13 protein-coding genes are annotated in these 15,695 nt (G+C 59.1%); 10 read left to right on the plus strand and 3 right to left on the minus strand.

Translation table 11 applies throughout. From position 1 onward, the window contains the following. Positions 1 to 114 precede the first annotated feature (114 nt). The 5 genes from def (at position 115) to RYB09_RS08640 (ending at position 6,833) form a co-directional block, all read left to right on the plus strand. Positions 115 to 621, plus strand: a complete 507-nt coding sequence (gene def, locus RYB09_RS08620; protein ID WP_058402474.1) for a peptide deformylase — start codon at positions 115 to 117, stop codon at positions 619 to 621. Positions 622 to 681: 60 nt separating this feature from the next. Continuing rightward, the gene (gene fmt / locus RYB09_RS08625) at positions 682 to 1,626 is read left to right on the plus strand and encodes a methionyl-tRNA formyltransferase (RefSeq protein WP_058407684.1); all 945 of its coding nucleotides are present in this window, start codon (positions 682 to 684) and stop codon (positions 1,624 to 1,626) included. Continuing rightward, positions 1,623 to 2,948 (plus strand): 16S rRNA (cytosine(967)-C(5))-methyltransferase RsmB, encoded by a 1,326-nt coding sequence (gene rsmB, locus RYB09_RS08630; protein ID WP_122259326.1) that lies wholly within the window; start codon positions 1,623 to 1,625, stop codon positions 2,946 to 2,948. Before fmt ends, rsmB begins: the two co-directional genes overlap by 4 nt. Positions 2,949 to 2,952: 4 nt before the next feature. Continuing rightward, the gene (trkA, locus tag RYB09_RS08635; protein ID WP_005732751.1) at positions 2,953 to 4,326 is read left to right on the plus strand and encodes a Trk system potassium transporter TrkA; all 1,374 of its coding nucleotides are present in this window, start codon (positions 2,953 to 2,955) and stop codon (positions 4,324 to 4,326) included. Between the two features lie 152 nt (positions 4,327 to 4,478). Continuing rightward, entirely contained in the window at positions 4,479 to 6,833 is a 2,355-nt protein-coding gene (locus tag RYB09_RS08640) for an FdhF/YdeP family oxidoreductase (protein WP_316887946.1), read from the plus strand. 220 nt (positions 6,834 to 7,053) lie between these two features. Here RYB09_RS08640 and RYB09_RS08645 read toward each other — a convergent pair whose 3' ends face one another. Next, positions 7,054 to 7,941 carry a lysophospholipid acyltransferase gene (locus RYB09_RS08645; RefSeq protein ID WP_316887948.1) on the minus strand — a complete coding sequence of 296 codons (888 nt, stop codon included), beginning with the start codon at positions 7,939 to 7,941 and terminating at the stop codon, positions 7,054 to 7,056. A gap of 38 nt (positions 7,942 to 7,979) precedes the next feature. After that, entirely contained in the window at positions 7,980 to 8,531 is a 552-nt protein-coding gene (locus tag RYB09_RS08650) for a DNA-3-methyladenine glycosylase I (RefSeq protein WP_044324732.1), read from the minus strand. 80 nt (positions 8,532 to 8,611) lie between these two features. On the opposite strand from RYB09_RS08650, the gene glyQ reads away from it, so the two are divergent. The 5 genes from glyQ (at position 8,612) to RYB09_RS08675 (ending at position 13,849) form a co-directional block, all read left to right on the plus strand. After that, positions 8,612 to 9,559: a glycine--tRNA ligase subunit alpha gene (glyQ, locus tag RYB09_RS08655; protein WP_002551326.1), complete on the plus strand. Its 948-nt coding sequence runs from the start codon at positions 8,612 to 8,614 to the stop codon at positions 9,557 to 9,559. Beyond that, on the plus strand, positions 9,556 to 11,610 hold the full coding sequence (gene glyS / locus RYB09_RS08660) for a glycine--tRNA ligase subunit beta (protein WP_219170680.1): 2,055 nt from the start codon (positions 9,556 to 9,558) through the stop codon (positions 11,608 to 11,610). The genes glyQ and glyS overlap by 4 nt, the downstream gene beginning before the upstream one ends. 10 nt (positions 11,611 to 11,620) lie before the next feature. Beyond that, the gene (gene gmhB / locus RYB09_RS08665; RefSeq protein WP_044318634.1) at positions 11,621 to 12,175 is read left to right on the plus strand and encodes a D-glycero-beta-D-manno-heptose 1,7-bisphosphate 7-phosphatase; all 555 of its coding nucleotides are present in this window, start codon (positions 11,621 to 11,623) and stop codon (positions 12,173 to 12,175) included. 57 nt (positions 12,176 to 12,232) lie between these two features. Then, positions 12,233 to 13,003, plus strand: coding sequence for a lysophospholipid acyltransferase family protein (locus tag RYB09_RS08670; protein ID WP_219170679.1), 771 nt, complete (start codon positions 12,233 to 12,235; stop codon positions 13,001 to 13,003). A 360-nt stretch (positions 13,004 to 13,363) separates the two neighbouring features. Then, positions 13,364 to 13,849 carry an SHOCT domain-containing protein gene (locus tag RYB09_RS08675; protein ID WP_005756448.1) on the plus strand — a complete coding sequence of 162 codons (486 nt, stop codon included), beginning with the start codon at positions 13,364 to 13,366 and terminating at the stop codon, positions 13,847 to 13,849. 266 nt (positions 13,850 to 14,115) lie between these two features. Here the strand turns inward: RYB09_RS08675 and RYB09_RS08680 are convergent, their stop codons facing one another. Further along, the gene (locus RYB09_RS08680; protein ID WP_122280132.1) at positions 14,116 to 15,441 is read right to left on the minus strand and encodes an NAD(P)/FAD-dependent oxidoreductase; all 1,326 of its coding nucleotides are present in this window, start codon (positions 15,439 to 15,441) and stop codon (positions 14,116 to 14,118) included. Positions 15,442 to 15,695 lie beyond the last annotated feature (254 nt).

The raw sequence follows: 15,695 nt of genomic DNA on the forward strand, positions 1-15,695 counted from the left end.
CTTTATCATGTTGCCTCACGCGAACCCTAGAGTCCTGTCCTGGGCTGCCTGCCTTGAACTCCCGGGCCCGGCACCCAACATTGACTTTACCTTAACAGTGCAGCTCTTACGTATATGGCCATTCTAAACATCCTCGAATTTCCCGATTCGCGCCTGCGCACCATCGCCAAACCTGTGGCGATGGTAGACGAAGGCATTCGCCAGTTGGTCGACGACATGTTTGAAACCATGTACGAAGCGCCCGGCATCGGGCTGGCAGCCACGCAGGTCAATGTCCACAAGCGTGTGGTTGTCATGGACCTGAGCGAAGACCGCAGCGAACCGATGGTCTTCATCAACCCTGAAATCGAAAAACTGACCGATGAAATGGATCAGTATCAGGAAGGCTGCCTGTCGGTACCCGGTTTCTACGAGAACGTCGACCGTCCGCAAAAGGTCCGCGTCAAAGCGCTGGACCGTGACGGCAAGCCTTACGAAATGGTTGCCGAAGGCCTGCTCGCCATCTGCATCCAGCATGAGTGCGATCACCTGAACGGCAAGCTGTTCGTTGATTACCTCTCTAACCTCAAGCGCGACCGGATCAAGAAAAAACTCGAGAAACAGCACAAGCTGAACGCTTGATCCTTCGTCCCTCCAAAAGGCCTGCACAAGGCCTTTTTGTTTTTTTAGAACGAGAAGCCCATGACTGAGCCACTGCGCATCGTCTTCGCCGGCACCCCGGAATTTGCCGCCGAACACCTCAAGGCCCTGCTCGACAGCCCTTACCAGATCGTCGCCGTGTACACCCAGCCTGATCGCCCGGCCGGTCGTGGACAAAAGCTGATGCCCAGCCCGGTCAAGCAACTGGCACTGCAGCATGATATCCCGGTCATGCAGCCGCCCACGCTGCGCGCCCCTGAGGCGCAGGCAGAACTGGCTGCGCTCAAGCCTGATTTGATGGTGGTGGTCGCCTACGGCTTGATTCTGCCGCAGGTGGTGCTGGATATCCCGCGGCTGGGCTGCATCAACAGCCATGCGTCGCTGCTGCCACGCTGGCGCGGCGCTGCGCCGATTCAGCGCGCGGTGCAGGCCGGTGATGCCGAGAGCGGTGTGACCGTGATGCAAATGGAAGCAGGTCTGGACACCGGGCCGATGCTGCTCAAGGCCGTCACTCCGATCACCGCACAGGACACCGGTGGCACGCTGCATGACCGTCTGGCCGAACTCGGCCCACCAGCGGTGTTGCAGGCCATTGCCGGTCTGGCGGACGGTTCGCTGGTCGGAGAGGTTCAGGATGACAGCCTGGCCAATTACGCTCATAAATTGAACAAGGATGAGGCGCGTCTCGACTGGACACGTCCGGCCGATGAGCTGGAACGTCTGATCCGCGCCTTCAACCCGTGGCCGATCTGCCACAGCATGCTGAACGAAGAAACCCTGAAAGTGCTGGCAGCCGATCTGGCCGAAGGGCAGGGCGTACCGGGAACTATCCTCAGCGCCAGCAAGGACGGCCTGATCGTCGCCTGCGGCCAGAACGCCCTGCGCCTGACCCGTCTGCAACTGCCGGGTGGCAAGCCGCTGAATTTTGCTGATCTGTTCAACAGCCGTCGCGAGAAATTCGCCATCGGCACGGTGCTGGGCCAATGAACCCGCGTCTGGCCGCCGCCAAGGCCCTGGCTGCTGTGCTCAGCGGCAAGGCGTCGCTGAACAGTTCGTTGCCTGCTCAACTGGACAAGGTCGAGGTGCGTGATCGCGGTCTGACTCAGGATCTGGCGTTCGGCACCGCACGCTGGCAGCCACGCCTGTCGGCACTGGCAGCCAAACTGTTGCAAAAACCCTTCAAGACCGCTGATGCCGACGTCGAAGCGTTGCTGCTGGTGGGGCTTTACCAGCTGTTTTACAGCCGAATTCCTGCGCATGCGGCCATTGGTGAAACCGTTGGCTGCGCTGACAAGCTGAAAAAACCGTGGGCCAAAGGCTTGCTCAACGCCGTGCTGCGCAACGCGCAACGTGATGGCGAGGCACTGTTGATCGAGCTGGAACACGACCCGGTGGTGCGCACCGCCCACCCGCGCTGGCTGCAAAAAGCCCTGAAAGCCGCCTGGCCGGAGCAATGGGAAGCGATCTGCGCAGCCAATAATGCGCATCCGCCGATGATTTTGCGGGTCAACCGTCGGCATAACAGCCGCGACCAGTACCTTGAGCTGCTGAACACTGCCGGGCTGCAAGCCAGCGCGTGCACCTTCAGTCAGGACGGCATCGTACTTGCCGAGCCCTGCGACGTGCGCTCGCTGCCGGGCTTTGCCGAAGGCTGGATCAGCGTTCAGGACGAAGCCGCGCAACTGGCCGCCGACCTGCTGGAGCTCGCGCCCGGGCAACGGGTACTCGACGCCTGTTGCGCGCCAGGTGGCAAGACCTGCCATTTGCTGGAAGTGCAGCCGCAATTGAGCGGCGTAGTGGCGGTGGACCTCGAAGCCAAGCGCCTGGTGCGCGTGCGTGAAAACCTTGATCGTCTGGGGCTGGACGCCGAGCTGATCGCTGCCGACGCCCGCGAAACGGCGCAGTGGTGGGACGGCAAGCCGTTCCAGCGCATCCTGCTCGACGCGCCGTGCTCGGCAACGGGTGTAATCCGTCGCCACCCGGACATCAAGCTGACCCGCCAACTGGATGACATCGCCGCGCTCGCTAGCCTGCAGGGCGAACTGCTCGACGCGTTGTGGCCTACGCTGCAAGTAGGCGGCATGCTGGTTTACGCGACCTGTTCGACACTACCGACTGAAAATACCGACGTCATCGAGGCGTTTCTGGCCCGCACCTCCGGGGCCAGAGAACTGGATATCGCCGGTCAGGCCGGACAGCCACCCGCAGGTATCAAGCAAGCCCATGGTCGCCAGCTGCTGGCCCAGCAAGGCGGCCACGACGGTTTCTACTACGCCAAACTGATCAAGATCGCAGCGGCGCGGGAGTAAGCAGGTGAAAATCATCATTCTGGGTGCAGGTCAGGTAGGCGGTACGCTGGCCGAGCATCTGGCGGGCGAAGCCAACGACATTACCGTGGTCGACACCGATGGCGACCGGTTACGCGATCTGGGCGACCGCCTGGATATCCGTACCGTGCAGGGCAAGGGCTCCTATCCCGCAGTTCTGCGCCAGGCGGGCGCGGACGACGCCGACATGCTGGTCGCGGTGACCAGCAGCGACGAAGCCAATATGATCGCCTGCCAGGTGGCCCACACGCTGTTCCACACGCCGACCAAGATCGCGCGCATCCGCGAAGCGGCGTACCTGACACGCGCGGGCCTGTTCGATAAAAACGCGATTCCGGTCGACGTGTTGATCAGCCCGGAACAGGTGGTCACCAATTACATCAAGCGCCTGATCGAGTACCCCGGCGCGCTACAGGTCATCGATTTCGCCGAAGGCAAGGCACAACTGGTCGCGGTCAAAGCCTATTACGGCGGCGCATTGGTAGGCCAGCAGCTGCGCCAGTTGCGCGCGCACATGCCCAATGTCGACACCCGTATCGCGGCGATCTATCGGCGCGACCGGGCGATCCTGCCCCACGGCGATACGGTCATCGAAGCCGACGACGAGGTGTTCTTCATCGCCGCCAAGGCCGACATTCGTGCGGTGATGGGTGAACTGAGGCGTCTGGACGAGAACTACAAGCGCATCGTCATTGCAGGCGGCGGCAACATCGGTGAGCGTCTGGCTGAAGCCATTGAAAGCCGCTATCAGGTAAAGATCATCGAAGTAAACCCGGCGCGCTGCCGCTATCTGTCGGAGCATCTGGACAGTACGGTGGTGCTACAGGGCAGCTCATCGGATCGTGATTTGCTGATGGAAGAAAACATCAACAATACCGACCTGTTCCTGGCGCTGACCAACGACGATGAAGCCAACATCATGTCGTCGCTGCTGGCCAAGCGTCTGGGCGCGCGCAAGGTGATGACGCTGATCAATAACCCGGCCTACGTCGATCTGGTCCAGGGTGGCGAAATCGACGTTGCGGTCAGCCCGCAGCTGGCAACCATCGGCACGCTGCTGGCTCATGTGCGACGGGGCGATATCGTCAGCGTGCACTCGTTACGGCGCGGTGCAGCCGAAGCTATAGAGATCGTCGCACACGGCGACCCGAAATCCAGCAAAGTGGTCGGTCGCGCCATCAAGGACATCAACCTGCCGACCGGCACGGCAATCGGTGCGATCATCCGCGACGAACAGGTGCTCATCGCCCACGACATCACCGTGATCGAATCCGGTGACCATGTGATCATGTTCCTTGTGGATAAAAAGTGCATCCGTGAAGTGGAGCGGCTGTTTCAGGTGGGGTTGAGCTTTTTCTGAACAGGCCCTGAACAGCCTGCTCCCTGACTGAACCTCTTGCCGACCTGTCTGGTCGGCAACGCTCGTCGACTCGGACGAATTCTCTCTAAGCGCGCGTATCACACATACGCGCGCTATGCCTTTGACGGGCGTTACCAGAGAGAACATAAGCAATGCCTGAATCCAAAGTCACCCTTCAAGGCTCACAAACCGACGGCACACCTGCGGGTGGCTGGCCTGCGCTCAGCGCGGTCAATAAGCACCTGTTGCACCAGCATGTGCTGATCAAGGGCAACCGCACGCTGATGTCCATGAACAAGCCTGGCGGCTTCGACTGCCCGAGTTGCTCCTGGCCGGACCCGAAGAAGCCGCACACCTTTGAATACTGCGAGAACGGTGCCAAGGCACTGGCCTGGGAATCGACCAAAAAACGCGTGACGCCTGAGTTTTTCGCCCGGCATACGGTCAGCGAACTGGCGACCTGGAGCGATCACGAGCTGGAAGCAGAAGGCCGTATCACCGAGCCGATGCGCTACGACGCCGCCACTGACAAATACCTGCCCGTCACCTGGGACGAAGCGTTCGCCGAGATCGGCGAAGAGCTGCGCGGCTTGAGCGATCCGTGGAAGCTGGAGCTGTACACCTCCGGGCGCACGTCGAACGAAGCCGCCTTTCTGTATCAGCTGTTCGGTCGGCTGTACGGCATGGCCAACTTCCCTGACTGCTCGAACATGTGCCATGAAACCACCACTGCGGCGCTGCCCGAGTCGATCGGGGTCGGCAAGGGCACCACGACGCTGGAAGATTTCGAGAACGCCGACGCGATTTTCATCATCGGCCAGAACCCCGGAAGCAACAGCCCGCGCATGATGTCCGAACTGCACGCGGCCGCAAAACGGGGTGCCAGCATCATCTCGTTCAACCCCCTGCGGGAAAGGGCGCTGGTACGCTTTGCGGCGCCGCAGGACCCGCGCGACATGCTCAGTCTGCATGGGGTGGAAATCAGCTCGCAGTATCATCAGGTCAGGATCGGCGGCGACATGATCGCCCTGCAAGGCGTTTGCAAGGCCGTGATCGAAGCCGATGACGTGGCGCAGCGTGAAAACCTGCCGCGCGTCCTTGATGTGGCGTTCATTGAAGAACACACCCATGGCTTTGAGCAGTACGCCGATTATTGCCGACAGTTGCCGTGGGACATCATCGAGCGCCATTCGGGTCTGACGCGTCAGGCCATCGAAGAGGTAGCGGCAGTCTATAAACGCTCGAAGGGGGTTATCTGCTGCTGGGGGATGGGCGTCACTCAGCACAAGCGTGGCGGTGATGCGATGCAGCAGATCATCAACCTGCTGCTGTTGCGCGGCAACATCGGCAAGCTCGGTGCGGGGGCTTGCCCGGTGCGTGGGCATTCCAACGTACAGGGCGACAGGACGATGGGCATCTATGAAAAGGCCGGCGAACCGTTTCTGGCCAGCATGAGCAAAGTGTTCTGTTTCGAGGCGTCCAGAAAAAAAGGCCATGCCGTGGCCCAGACCTGCGAAGCCCTGTTGCGTGGCGAGGTGGAAGCCCTTATTTCCATGGGCGGTAATTTATTCCGCGCTATTCCGGACACTGATGTGATCTGCCCGACCGTCAGCCGCCTGAAAATGACGGTGCTGGTCAACACCAAACTCAACCGCAGCGCGACGGTGCATGGACAGAAGGCCTTTCTGCTGCCATGCGTGGCGCGTTCGGAACGCGACCTGCAGAACGGCGTGGCGCAGACCATTACGGTGGAAGACGCGATGTCGATGGTGCACGGTTCGACCGGCATGCTCGAGCCTGCGTCGAAACATCTGATTTCCGAAGTCGCCATCATTGCCGGTATCGCCAAAGCGACGCTTGCGCCCAATCCTAAGGTGGACTGGGACAGCTATGTGGGTGACTACGCCAGGATTCGCGACAAGATCGAAGAAGTGTTGCCCGAGCAGTTTTATGACTTCAATCAGCGAATTCTTGAGCCTGGAGGTTTTCGTCTGCCCAACGCCGCCAGCGAGCGCAAGTGGGACACCGAGTCGGGCAAGGCCAACTTCCTCTTTCCCGAAGGCGTCTACGACGAAGACGACACGCCACCGGGCGCGGAGCATTTGCAGTTGATGACGATCCGCAGCCATGACCAGTTCAACACCACGGTGTATTCCAACGATGACCGTTATCGGGACATCTTTGGCGACCGCATGGTGGTGATGCTCAACCCACAGGACATCGAACGCCTGGGGCTGAAGGCCGGAGACTACATTGAGTTTCAGACAGCGCTCGACCCGACCACGACGCGGCGTGCAGCGGGTTTCAAAGTCATCCCCTACGACGTGCCGCAAGGCTGCTGCGCGGCGTACTACCCGGAAACCAACGGCCTGCTGCCACTGGCCAATCGGGATAAACACGGCAACACCCCTGCGGCCAAATCCATCCCGGTGAATCTGGTGCGGATGAGTTCGGAGGGGACGCAAGTGGCACTGGAACGGCGCGGGTTGATTGCGGCGGCCAGTTGAACCCAGTGCGGAACGATAACCTTAACCATCGTGCGGCGCTCCGCGTCGCATGCAGTTCTGGACGCTCTGCGTCCGATCTTGAATGCGAGGCGAGGCGCAAATCTGTGACGCGGAGCGTCACGCACGGCATTCCCACGCTGGAGCGTGAGGAACGATAACCTGACTATCGTGCGGCGCTCCGCGTCGCATGCAGTTCTGGACGCTCCGCGTCCGATCTTTCCTAGTACCAGCGCGCTTCGCCTGGCGGGCGTTTCTTGAAGCGTTTCATGGTCCACATGTACTGGCTCGGGTAGGCTCGCACGTATTTCTCGACCACTTTGCTCATCGCCGCTGCCGAGGTTTCGGTGTCGGTGCTGTACATGGCTTCAGGGGCCGCTTCGAGTACCACTTTGTAACCCGAGCCGTCCGGCAGGCGCATGGCGTGCAGGAATACGCCGACAGCCTTGCCTCCAGCGAGCATGTTCGGTACGAATTTGCTGGTCAGCGCCTGGGTGCCGCAGAAGGGCACGAAAATGCCCGCTGATTCAGCCGGCTCCGGATCGGCCGGAATACCCACCGAGCCGCCTTTGCGCACTTCCTTGATGACACTGAGAATGCCTTCCTTGGTCGACGCCGCCACGCGGTTGCCCAACTGCACACGCTGCTTGCGCAACAGGTCGTCCACGGCTTTCAGCTTGGGAGGACGATAGAAAATGATCGGCTTGCACTGGCTGCAGTAGAAGTGATTGAGCACTTCCCAGTTGCCCAGGTGACTGGTGATACCAACCACGCCCTTGCCGGAAGCCAGCGCTTCCTTGAGCACATCAAGCCCTTCGACTTCACGCACCAGGTTGATCGATTTCTGCGCAGGCCAGATCCACGCACAAGCGCTTTCGGTCAAGGTCTTGCCGATGTCCATGAGGCTGCGGCCAACGAGCTTTTCCAGCTCGGGCTCACTCAACTCGGGGAAGCACTTGGACAGGTTGATCCGTGCCACTTCACGCGAGCGGTTGGGCAGCTTCCACATCAGCCAGCCAATCGCGGTACCTGCCCATTGCACCGCGCGCCACGGCAACAGCGCAAACAATCGCAACGCCCCGACCATTACGGCGCCTTTGAACTTATCCACAGATGACTCCCAGATTCTCGAGGCGGGTAGTGTAACCGTCAGCGGCTCAGGATCGCATACCGATCACAATCCACAGTGTGATCCATGACCATACCGCTGGCCTGCATATACGCATAACAGATGGTCGGGCCGACAAACGTGAAGCCGGCCTTTTTCAGCGCCTTGCTCATCGCTTCGGCCTCGGAGGTAATCGCCGGCACCTCACTGCGATCCTTGAAATGGTTGATCTTCGGCTCGCCACCGACAAACGACCAGAGCAGACCGACCGGGTCTTGCAGCGCCAGCCAGGCTCGCGCATTGGTGCGCACGGCCTTGAGCTTGAGGCGATTGCGGATAATGCTCGGATCGAGCATCAGCGCCTCTATTTCGGCATCGCTCAGCTGCGCCAGGCGCTCGACGTCAAAGCCGTGCAGCACTTCGCGATAACGCGCCCGACGCTTGAGAATCGTGATCCACGACAGCCCGGCCTGGAACCCTTCGAGCAAAAGCAACTCGAAGAGCTTCTGCGCATCGCGCAGCGGCACTCCCCACTCCTGATCGTGATAAGCGATGTACAGGGGGTCTTCGTTGCACCAAAAGCAGCGTGTCATAGGGCTCCCAAGGAGTGGACGTGCGGCCGAATCGGGTATACTCCCGCTCTTTGAATCGCAGCCCAGCACAGGTGAAATTTGTGAGCCAGCCTACGCCAGCCGTGCGTACCTTCCAAGACTTGATCCTCGCCCTCCAGCAATACTGGGCAGAACAAGGTTGCGTGGTACTTCAGCCCTACGATATGGAAGTAGGCGCCGGCACGTTCCACACTGCCACGTTTCTGCGCGCCGTAGGCCCGGAAACCTGGAACGCCGCTTACGTACAGCCAAGCCGTCGCCCGACTGACGGCCGCTACGGCGAAAACCCCAACCGCCTGCAGCATTACTATCAGTTCCAGGTAATTCTCAAGCCCAACCCGGACAACTTCCAGGAACTGTACCTGGGTTCGCTCAAGCACATCGGCCTCGATCCGCTGGTGCACGACGTGCGTTTCGTCGAAGACAACTGGGAATCGCCGACGCTGGGCGCCTGGGGTCTGGGCTGGGAGATCTGGCTCAACGGTATGGAAGTCTCGCAGTTCACCTACTTCCAGCAGGTCGGCGGCCTGGAGTGCTACCCGGTTACCGGCGAAATCACTTACGGCCTTGAGCGTCTGGCCATGTACCAGCAAGGCGTGGACTCGGTCTACGATCTGGTCTGGGCTGACGGCCCGTTCGGCAAAGTGACCTACGGCGACGTGTTCCACCAGAACGAGGTGGAGCAGTCGACCTACAACTTCGAACACGCCAACGTCGACAAACTGTTCGAGCTGTTCGACTTCTACGAAAGCGAAGCCGCACGCCTGATCGAGCTGGAGCTGCCATTGCCCGGCTACGAAATGGTCCTCAAGGCCTCGCACACCTTCAACCTGCTGGATGCCCGCCGGGCGATTTCCGTGACCGCGCGTCAGCAATACATCCTGCGCGTACGCACGCTGGCCCGCTCGGTGGCTCAGGCCTACCTGCAGGCCCGCGCCCGTCTCGGTTTCCCGATGGCGCCGCCCGATCTACGCGATGAAGTGTTGGCCAAGCTGGAGGCAGCGCAATGAGTGCTCAAGATTTTCTGGTTGAACTGGGCACTGAAGAACTGCCACCCAAGACCCTCGTTTCCCTGGCAGATGCATTTCTGGCCGGTATTGAAAAAGGCCTGTCGGGCGCAGGTCTGACCTACAGCGCCAAACAGGTCTACGCCGCACCGCGTCGCCTGGCCGTGCTGATCACCGAGCTGGCCACGCAACAACCGGATCGCAGCGTCAACCTCGACGGCCCGCCGCGTCAGGCAGCGTTCGATGCGGACGGTAACCCGACGCAGGCTGCTTTGGGCTTTGCCAAGAAGTGCGGCGTCGATCTGAGCGAAATCGATCAGAGCGGCCCGAAACTGCGCTACAGCCAGACCATCCTCGGCAAGCCGACCACGTCGCTGCTGCCAACCATCGTCGAAGACTCGCTGAACGACCTGCCGATTGCCAAGCGCATGCGCTGGGGTGCCCGCAAGGAAGAGTTTGTGCGTCCGACTCAGTGGCTGGTAATGCTGTTCGGTGATCAGGTGGTTGACTGCACGATCCTCGCCCAGAGCGCGGGTCGTCATTCTCGCGGTCATCGCTTCCATCACCCGCAAGACGTGCGTATTTCTTCGCCTGCCGGTTACCTCAGCGACCTGCGCGCCGCTCATGTGCTGGCCGACTTCAATGAACGTCGCCAGATCATCAGCAAGCGCGTCGACGAGCTGGCCACCCAACAGGAAGGCACCGCCATCGTACCGCCAAGTCTGCTGGACGAAGTGGCCGGTCTGGTCGAATGGCCGGTTCCGCTGGTGTGTTCATTCGAAGAGCGCTTCCTGGAAGTCCCTCAGGAAGCCTTGATTACCACCATGCAGGACAACCAGAAATACTTCTGCCTGCTAGATGTCGACGGCAAGCTGCTGCCGCGCTTCATCACCGTGGCCAACATCGAGAGCAAGGACCCGGCACAGATCATCGCCGGTAACGAGAAGGTGGTTCGTCCACGCCTGACCGACGCCGAGTTCTTCTTCAAGCAAGACAAGAAGCAGAAGCTGGAAACCTTCAACGATCGTCTGAAAAACGTCGTGTTCCAGGCGCAATTGGGTAGCGTGTTCGACAAGGCCGAGCGCGTCTCGAAACTGGCTGCCTACATCGCCCCACGCATCGGCGGCGACGCCCAGCGTGCTGCACGCGCTGGTCTGCTGTCCAAGTGCGACCTGTCGAGCGAAATGGTCGGCGAGTTCCCGGAAATGCAGGGTATCGCCGGTTATTACTACGCCAAGGCCGACGGCGAGCCTGAAGATGTCGCGCTGGCGCTCAACGAGCAGTACATGCCACGTGGCGCGGGCGCCGAACTGCCGACAACGCTGACTGGCGCTGCGGTGGCCATCGCCGACAAACTCGACACGCTGGTCGGTATCTTCGGTATCGGCATGCTGCCCACCGGCAGCAAAGACCCCTATGCGCTGCGTCGTGCTGCGTTGGGTATCCTGCGTATTCTGATCGAGAAGAAGCTCGACCTGAACCTGGTCGAAACGGTGAAATTCGCAGTCACGCAGTTTGGCGCGAAGATCAAGCCTGCCGGTCTGGCGGAGCAGGTACTCGACTTCATCTTCGACCGTCTGCGTGCGCGTTATGAAGACGAAGGCGTCGATGTGGCTGTGTACCTCTCGGTACGTGCGCTGCAACCTGCTTCGGCGCTGGATTTCGATCAGCGTGTTCAGGCGGTCCAGGCTTTCCGCAAACTGCCACAGGCCGCTGCACTGGCCGCGGTGAACAAGCGCGTATCGAACCTGTTGAGCAAGGCCGAGGGCAGCATTGCCCAGACCGTCGAGCCCAAGTATTTCGACAACGCCAACGAGTTTTCGCTGTACTCGGCTATTCAGCAGGCTGACCACGCGGTCCAGCCGATGGCTGCCGAGCGTCAATACAGCGAATCGCTGGCGCGTCTGGCGATGCTGCGTGAGCCGGTCGATGCATTCTTCGAAGCGGTAATGGTCAACGCGGAAGACGCCAATGTGCGCGCCAACCGCTATGCCTTGTTGTCGCGTTTGCGCGGCCTGTTCCTTGGCGTTGCCGATATTTCGCTGCTGGGCTGAGAAGGGGTCGATGGTGAAACTGCTGATACTTGATCGAGACGGAGTCATCAACCATGACTCCGATGCTTACATAAAGTCCGTGAAGGAGTGGGTGCCTATTCCCGGCTCGATCGAGGCTATCGCAGATCTGAGCAAGGCCGGCTGGACGGTGGCGGTCGCCACCAACCAGTCGGGCATTGCCCGAGGTTATTATGATCTGGCCACGCTGGATGCCATGCATGCGCGCTTGCGCAAGCTGGTGGCAGAGCAGGGTGGCGAGGTCGGTTTGATCGTCTATTGCCCGCATGGGCCAGACGATGGCTGTAGCTGCCGCAAGCCTAAACCCGGCATGCTGAAGGCCATCGCCCTTCATTACGCAGCAGACCCCAAAGGTCTCTGGTTTGTGGGCGACAGTAAAGGTGACCTGCAGGCCGCATTGGCCGTCGATTCTCAGCCTGTGCTGGTGATGACCGGCAAGGGTCGTAAAACGATGGACGACGGAGTGCCAGCAGGCACGTTGATTTTTGACGATCTGGCGGCGGTTGCCGCAGAGCTTATCCACAACAGCGCCTCACTGAACAATTAGCTCGTCAGGTTCAGGACGCTCAAGGAGCGGGCACCTGCCCGTACGGTAAACGTAACTATGTCGATCATGCAGGCAATCAGGACCTTCTTCTTTTACCTGTTGCTGGGCACCAGCTCGCTGTTGTGGTGCACGTTGAGTTTTTTCATTGCGCCTTTTCTGCCGTTCAAAGCCCGCTATCGCTTCATTAACGTCTATTGGTGCCGCTGCGCCATCTGGCTGACCAAGGTGTTTCTGAACATCCAGGTTGAAGTGACTGGCGCCGAAAACGTACCGAAAACCCCCTGCGTGATCATCTCCAACCATCAGAGCACCTGGGAGACTTTCTTCCTGTCGGCGTACTTCGAGCCGATGAGCCAGGTCCTCAAGCGTGAACTGCTGTATGTGCCGTTCTTCGGCTGGGCCATGGCGATGCTGCGCCCCATTGCCATTGACCGTGATAACCCTAAAGCCGCACTGCGGGAAATCGCCAAGAAAGGCGACGAACTCCTAAAGGATGGCGTCTGGGTGCTGATCTTCCCGGAGGGTACACGCGTACCTTATGGCCAAGTCGGAAAATTCTCTCGCGGCGGTACTGCGTTGGCGGTAAACGCTGATCTGCCAGTCCTGCCTATCGCGCATAACGCTGGCAAATACTGGCCTCGAGATGGCTGGGCGAAAAAGCCGGGCACTATTCAGGTGGTGATTGGCGAACCGATGCACGCAGAAGGCACAGGCCCGCGCGCCATTGCTGCGTTGAATGACCGTGTGCAAGCCTGGAACGAGGACGCACAGCGCGCGATGGGCTCGCCTGTTGCACCGGCAGCAAGCCCTGAAAAAGTCCCAGCGTGATTTTGTGGATAACCTGTGTACGGTTTTTCTGAAATCCGTCAGAAACCTTGGCTAACTCTCTAATTCGTATACATATTTTTTCAGGCTATAAAAACCGGAAAAACGTGCATAAGTTTTGGTGATGTATCAAAAACCGACCTGCAAAAGGTCGGTTTTTTATTGCTTGGGCTAACGCACGAGGCGAAGCCGATTTCAGTCAGGCCAACGTACCGCTCCAATATTTCTGGAAGGGCAGAAGGGGAACATGTCCCGTTCAATCTGGCTGCAACGTTCCCTCAAATCCTCGCGCTTGGACCACTCTTATTGCTGCCATAACGCCTACCTTCAGGTAATCTTGCATTTTTGTAATGGAGTACGGCGATGAGCAATTTACCTTTTACAGCCAAAGGGTCTAACGGCGAGATTACATTCACCGGATCTGAGGTTCTAATTCGCCGCACAGGATTGTTTGGTGCACTGCGACAATTCTCAGGCATGGGCAAAGGTAACAAAGATATTCCAATATCAGCCATTTCAGCTATTCGCCTGGAGCCCGCCTCACTGCTTAATAAAGCTTTCTTCCAAGTGATCCACGCTGGTGATCTGGCTTTTCGCGGCGGTTCAACAAATATTGCAAACGATGACAATTCCGTATTCTTCGGCAAGGGCAGCAACGCGGATTTTGAGCAGATCAAGAAAATGATTCTGGAGGCAGTAGCAGCGTCGCACCAACCAGCCAAGACCTCGTCGGCTTCGACAGAGGACATCCCTGCAATGTTGAAAAAACTCTCCGACTTAAAGGACCAAGGCGTCCTGACCGAAGATGAGTTTCTGATAAAGAAAGCAGATCTGCTTTCACGGATGTAGACCGTAACGAGCCTATTAGGTAGTGGACACCTGATTCCGGACACGACGTTAAATTTCCGCTAGGACTGAGCGGTTGCCTGGTCCGTTATTGAAAGGGCGTCGCCGGCATCCATTGATGCGTAAAATAGTCACTGATATCCCAAAACCATGGTGTTCCACGTGGAACACCAGTCGTAAGTTTTCTCAGCTCCAATGCGCGCACAATTATCGCTGTGACTACGCCGATGTAAGCACAGCAGTCACTGTGGATCCGCTCGTCGTTTCAATCAAAAATCTGCCACCTTACCCCAAGATGAACCGTGGAAACGGTCTGGGTGATAAGGTTTAGGGTCAACGATAGGGGCGACACCACTGACAATGTCAGCGATCAGATGACCTGCTCCTGGTCCAATACCGAAACCATGGCCGCTGAATCCGGCGGCGAGGACGAGGCCGGGCAGGCTGGCGATTTCACCGATCCCGGGCACACCATCAGGTGTGCTGTCGACATAACCAGCCCAGGCAGCAGTGACCGACGATTGTTTGAGAGCGGGGACCATCGCCACCGCACGCTTGTAGGTCAACTCCACCGCAGAGGTATCGACCTTGGGGTCGAGTATGCGCATTTTCTCCATAGGTGTCGGCTGGTCGAGACGCCACTTGCCGCGGCCCTCGTGGCCTGAGCGCAAGCCTTCCAGGCCTCCCGGTGCAAGGTTGCGCCAACGACGCTGAAACATGGGCAGGAACTGTGTCGCAAAACCAAATAACTGCGGCGTAGGATCAACCCTTCCACGGCCGCTGATTGCCAGTGTGTAGCTACCGTCATAGCGGCGAGTCATGGAGATATTTGAAGTATGCAACGCCGCCACCAACTCGTCGGTCGGCGGGGACACTGACATTACCGTCTGGCGAATAGTGGCTTGGGGAAAACTGATACCGTACTGGCGACAGAACGAAGAAGCCCACGCGCCTCCGGCAAGTACCGCGAGCCGGGTACGAATGGTGCCGTGCTCAGTGACCACAGCGGACAATCGCCCACCTTCGGTTTCCAGACCCCGAGCAGCGCAACCCTGATGCACGGTGCCGCCCAGCGCCATGATCGCTCTCGCAACAGCTGGCGCTGCACGAGATGGATCGGCAGTACCATCCGTAGGCGCATAGACTCCGCCCTTCCATTGCTTACCTGTAGCCTTGCCGCGTTCGGCAGCCTGCTGCGCGGTCAACATGTAGGTCTGGACATCTACGGTACGAGCAAACTCTCCCCAGCGTGCCCATCCCGCCAGTTCTTTCTCGTCGTTGCTCAAGTAGAGCAGGCCGCAGCGGGTGAAGCCTGTCTGCTCACCGCTCTGCTTGGCAAACTGCTCCCACAGGTCCAGGCTTTTGGTTGCCATCGGCAGCTCCCGGGCATCCCGATTCTGCTGCCGGCACCACCCCCAGTTACGACTCGATTGCTCGGCACCGATACGGCCTTTTTCAACCAGAGCGACCTTCATGCCGCGCAGGGCGAGGTAGTAGGCGGTGAAGCTGCCTATTATGCCGCCGCCAATGACAACTACATCTGCCTCCAAGGGAAGCTTGGAGGAGGTCTCGACGGGGATCAGAGGTGCGGGCATTTTTGCTATTCCTGCCAATATCGTAGTGATATGTGCAGCCTTGAGCGGCTGCGATATTGATCAGGTTAATCGCTCAGCGAAATCATCTGCGCCGAAGTTTCCTGTGTAAACATACGGATCGACTGTTTTAGCCACTATAAACGGCAGATTGCTTCAACGTTCATTGTGATCAAGTCGATGAGATCGTTGCAACACAGGACAGGCCTGGAAGATCCTCAAATGAAAAAGGCCAACCCCAGGGTTGGCCTTATCAA

It is taken from the genome of Pseudomonas syringae group sp. J254-4 (assembly GCF_032586855.1).
Classification (GTDB): domain Bacteria; phylum Pseudomonadota; class Gammaproteobacteria; order Pseudomonadales; family Pseudomonadaceae; genus Aquipseudomonas; species Aquipseudomonas amygdali.

Coding starts and splice junctions, on each gene's coding strand:
- def (WP_058402474.1), top strand. CDS start 115: ATGGCCATTCTAAACATCCTCGAATTTCCCGATTCGCGCCTGCGCACC.
- fmt (WP_058407684.1), top strand. CDS start 682: ATGACTGAGCCACTGCGCATCGTCTTCGCCGGCACCCCGGAATTTGCC.
- rsmB (WP_122259326.1), top strand. CDS start 1,623: ATGAACCCGCGTCTGGCCGCCGCCAAGGCCCTGGCTGCTGTGCTCAGC.
- RYB09_RS08640 (WP_316887946.1), top strand. CDS start 4,479: ATGCCTGAATCCAAAGTCACCCTTCAAGGCTCACAAACCGACGGCACA.
- RYB09_RS08650 (WP_044324732.1), bottom strand. CDS start 8,531: ATGACACGCTGCTTTTGGTGCAACGAAGACCCCCTGTACATCGCTTAT.
- glyS (WP_219170680.1), top strand. CDS start 9,556: ATGAGTGCTCAAGATTTTCTGGTTGAACTGGGCACTGAAGAACTGCCA.
- gmhB (WP_044318634.1), top strand. CDS start 11,621: ATGGTGAAACTGCTGATACTTGATCGAGACGGAGTCATCAACCATGAC.
- RYB09_RS08670 (WP_219170679.1), top strand. CDS start 12,233: ATGTCGATCATGCAGGCAATCAGGACCTTCTTCTTTTACCTGTTGCTG.
- RYB09_RS08675 (WP_005756448.1), top strand. CDS start 13,364: ATGAGCAATTTACCTTTTACAGCCAAAGGGTCTAACGGCGAGATTACA.
- RYB09_RS08680 (WP_122280132.1), bottom strand. CDS start 15,441: ATGCCCGCACCTCTGATCCCCGTCGAGACCTCCTCCAAGCTTCCCTTG.